This window comes from Humidesulfovibrio sp. (assembly GCF_030689645.1).
Lineage (GTDB): Bacteria > Desulfobacterota > Desulfovibrionia > Desulfovibrionales > Desulfovibrionaceae > Humidesulfovibrio.
Window position 1 is genome coordinate 1 of record NZ_JAUYFU010000022.1, and the last position, 4103, is coordinate 4103.

The 4103-nt window shown below is 64.4% G+C and carries 5 protein-coding genes; all 5 read left to right on the plus strand.

Annotated elements, in window-relative coordinates:
- Positions 1-1339, plus strand: a 1339-nt coding sequence (locus Q8O35_RS03265; protein WP_305570558.1) for a thiamine pyrophosphate-dependent enzyme, incomplete at its 5' end; no start/stop codon positions are given.
- A gap of 133 nt (positions 1340-1472) precedes the next feature.
- Positions 1473-2270, plus strand: coding sequence for a 4,5-DOPA dioxygenase extradiol (ygiD, locus tag Q8O35_RS03270; RefSeq protein WP_305570560.1), 798 nt, complete (start codon positions 1473-1475; stop codon positions 2268-2270).
- A 43-nt stretch (positions 2271-2313) separates the two neighbouring features.
- On the plus strand, positions 2314-2703 hold the full coding sequence (queD, locus tag Q8O35_RS03275; RefSeq protein WP_305570562.1) for a 6-carboxytetrahydropterin synthase QueD: 390 nt from the start codon (positions 2314-2316) through the stop codon (positions 2701-2703).
- Entirely contained in the window at positions 2700-3350 is a 651-nt protein-coding gene (locus Q8O35_RS03280; protein ID WP_305570564.1) for a radical SAM protein, read from the plus strand. Before queD ends, Q8O35_RS03280 begins: the two co-directional genes overlap by 4 nt.
- Before the next feature lie 8 nt (positions 3351-3358).
- Positions 3359-4063, plus strand: coding sequence for a 7-cyano-7-deazaguanine synthase QueC (queC, locus tag Q8O35_RS03285; RefSeq protein ID WP_305570566.1), 705 nt, complete (start codon positions 3359-3361; stop codon positions 4061-4063).
- Positions 4064-4103: the final 40 nt, after the last annotated feature.

Below are 4103 nucleotides of genomic sequence, written 5' to 3' on the forward strand. Positions count from 1 at the left end.
ACTCCAGGTGCCCAACCAGGTTTTCAGCGAAACCGTAAGCCTCAAGGGCGAACTGGTGAAGCGCGAGAGCCTCAAGGGCAGCCAGTTCCAGCAGCCGCTGCTTGAGTTCTCCGGCGCCTGCGCGGGCTGCGGCGAGACCCCATACGTCAAGCTCATCACCCAGCTCTTCGGTGAGCGCATGATGATCGCCAACGCCACAGGCTGCTCCTCCATCTGGGGCGCCTCGGCCCCAGCCGCACCCTACTGCGTCAACAAGGACGGCTTCGGCCCGGCCTGGAGCAACTCCCTGTTCGAAGACGCAGCCGAATTCGGCTACGGCTTCAACATGGCCGTGACCCAGCGCCGCGCCAAGCTGGCCGATCTGCTGGCCCAGGTTGTCGGCTCCTCCGCCAGCGCCGCCATCAAGGAAGCCGCCAGCGCGTGGCTTGCCGGCAAGAACGATCCCGCCGCATCCAAGGCTGCGGGCGACCAGCTGAAGTCCCTGCTCAAAAACACCAAGGATCCCCTGCTTGCCGAGATCGCAGGCATGTCGGACCTGTACACCAAGAAGTCGATCTGGATCTTCGGCGGCGACGGCTGGGCCTATGACATCGGCTTCGGCGGCCTGGACCACGTGATTGCCAGCGGCGAAGACGTGAACATCTTCGTCATGGACACCGAAGTCTACTCCAACACCGGCGGCCAGTCCTCCAAGGCCACTCCGCTGGGGTCCATCGCCAAGTTCGCCGCCGGCGGCAAAAAAACCGGCAAGAAGGACCTGGGCCGCATCGCCATGACCTACGGCTACGTCTACGTTGCCAGCATCAGCATGGGCGCGGACAAGAACCAAACCCTGAAGGCAATCCAGGAGGCCGAGGCCTACCCCGGACCGTCCCTGGTCATCGCCTACGCCCCGTGCATCAATCAGGGCATCAAGAAAGGCATGGGCAAGTGCCAGGAAGAAGGCAAGCTGGCCGTAACCTCCGGCTACTGGCCCCTGTACCGCTTCAACCCGCAGCTGGCCATACAGGGACAGAATCCCTTCAAGCTGGAGTCCAAGGCCCCTGACGGCACCCTCCAGGCCTTCCTCTCCGGCGAGCAGCGCTACGCCGCTCTCGAAAAGGCCCAGCCTGAAGAGTCCAAGCGCCTGCGTGCGGGCATCGAGGCCGCATACTACGAGCGCTACCGGCAGCTGAAGCTCATGGACGACCCCAAGCTCGCCTGCGTGGAAGGCGGCCTGGACTTCACGCCGCCCGCCCCGGCTGCCCCCGGAGCCCCCACGACCAGCGCCAAGCCCTGCGCCATGTCTGACAGCGGGCACTCGACCAAGCCCTGCGACGACGGACGCGGCGGCAAGTAGCCACCGCACAACCTGAAGCACAAGGCCCCGGAGCAATCCGGGGCCTTTTTCGTTCCGGGGCAAACAGCAAAGCTTGCCAAGCCTTTTGCCAGCCTTATGTTTAGCTTTGCACCTGCAACGTAAAGGAGCCCGGATGCATCACACGCATCAATCCGCCATGCCGACGCTTTTCGTGTCCCACGGAGCCCCGACCCTGGTCATCGACCCGGTGCCCACACGGGACTTCCTGCGCTCCATCGGGCAGATGCTGCCCCGGCCCAAGGCCATCCTGGCCGTCTCCGCCCACTGGGACACTCCCGCCCCGCGCCTGACCAGCGGAGCCAGCCCGCACACCATGTATGACTTCTACGGCTTCCCGGACGAGTTGTACGCCATGACCTACCCGGCTCCCGGTTCCCCTGATCTGGCGCAAAAGACCGCCGCCCTGCTGGCCGAAGCCGACATCCCGGCGGAACTGGACCAAAACCGCGGCCTGGACCACGGCGCCTGGGTGCCCCTCAGCCTCATGTACCCGCAGGCAGACATCCCGGTGGTGCAGTTGTCCATCAGCTCGCGCCGGTCCACGGCGCACCATCTGGCCCTGGGCCGGGCCATCGCCCCCCTGCGCGAGGAAGGCGTGCTTATCATGGCCAGCGGAAACGCCACCCACAACCTGCGTGAAGTATTCAGCCACGACATGACGGAAGCCCCAGTCCCCTACGCCAAGGCCTTTGCAGACTGGCTCACCGCGCGCATCGAGGCGGGAGACACTGACCCGCTTTTGCGCTATCTTGAAGAAGGTCCCAGCGGCCCCAGGAACCACCCCACGGCGGACCACTTCCTGCCGCTCTTGGTGACTCTTGGAGCTGGGCGGGATGACGCTGGACGTATCCTGCACGATGGATATACGTATGGCGTGCTGTCAATGGCGGCATATGCCTGGGGGCTGTAACCCCGTATTGACGACCACCAACCGGAGACCGTAGCATCACGCCATGAAACGCAACTATGAACTCAGCGTGCGCGGGGAATTCTGCGCCGCCCACCGGCTGGACGGCTATCCCGGCAACTGCAAGAACACCCATGGCCACAACTGGGGCGTCACGGCCTACATTCTGTGCCAGGACCTGGACAAAATCGGCATGGGCATGGATTTCCGGGACATCAAGCTGATGCTGCGAGAGGCTCTGTCCAGCCTGGACCACGCCTGCCTGAATGACCTGGCCCCCTTTTCCGGGCAGAACCCCACGGCGGAGAACATCGCCCGGCACCTGCACCAAGACCTGACGCACAGGCTGGCCCAATGCGCGCCAGAGGCCCGCGTGTCGCGCATCCGCATCACCGAGACGCCGGGGGCTGAGGTCACCTACTGGGAAGAGCCTTGAGCCTCCAAGTCTGCGAGATATTCAAGAGCCTACAGGGCGAGTCAACCTGGGCCGGACGGCCTTGCGTCTTCGTGCGGCTGACCGGCTGCAACCTGCGCTGCCACTGGTGCGACACGCCCTACGCCTACGAGGGCGGCGAGATCCTGTCGGCGCGCCAGGTGCTGGAACGCATCGACACCCTGGATTGCGGCCTGGCGCACAATCTCATCGAATTCACCGGCGGAGAGCCCCTGCTCCAGCCGCAGGCAGTGGAGCTCATGAACGCCCTGGCCCGCATCGGGCGCACCGTGCTGGTGGAGACCAACGGCAGCCTGGACATCTCGGTCCTCGCGCCGGAGGTCATCGCCATCGTGGACATGAAGGGACCAAGCAGCGGCGAGTCCGACAAAATGGACATCGTCAACCTGGAACGCCTGCGCGAGCGCGACGAGGTGAAGTTCGTCATCGCCGACCGCGATGACTGGACGCACATGCTGGGCCTGCTGCCGCGCATAGACACAAGCCGCAACACGGTAAACGTTTCGCCGCTGTTCGGCGGCGTTGCCCCGGCGGAACTGGCTCGCTGGATGTTGGGGGAAAACCTGGACCTGCGCCTGAACCTGCAGCAGCACAAATTCATCTGGAACCCGGACGCCAGAGGCGTCTAGGAGCAGCCATGCAGACGAACGACACCGCGCTGGTGGTCTTTTCAGGCGGGCAGGACTCCACAACTTGCCTGGCCTGGGCGCTCTCCCGTTTCAATCGGGTGGAGACCCTGGGCTTTGACTACGGCCAGCGCCACTCCATCGAGCTGGAATGCCGCACAAATGTCCTTGCCCGCCTGCGCGAGCAGTATCGCGACTGGTCGGAAAAGCTCGGCCAGGACACCCTGCTGACGCTAAACGTATTCCAGCAACTGGGCGAAACCGCCCTCACCCATGACGTTGAGATCGCCATGACCCAAAGCGGCCTGCCAAGCACCTTCGTGCCTGGCCGCAACCTGGTGTTCATGACCCTGGCCGGGGCGCAAGCCTATCGCCGGGGGCTCAAGCACCTCGTCACCGGCGTCTGCGAAACCGACTTTTCCGGCTATCCCGACTGCCGCGACGACACTATGAAGGCCCTGCAGGTGGCCCTGAACCTCGGCATGGAAACGCGCCTGGTCATCGATACCCCCCTCATGCGGCTCACCAAAGCCCAGACCTGGAGGCTTGCGCGTGAACTGGGCGGCCAGCCGCTGGTAGATCTCATCCTTGAGCACACGCACACCTGCTACAAGGGCGAGCGCGGCCACCGACACCCCTGGGGGCACGGCTGCGGCGTCTGTCCGGCCTGTGAACTGCGCTCGGCAGGGTTCGAACTGTTCTTGGAAACCGAGTAGGACAAGAAAAGAGAATCAAGGGGCGCTGCCCCTTGAACCC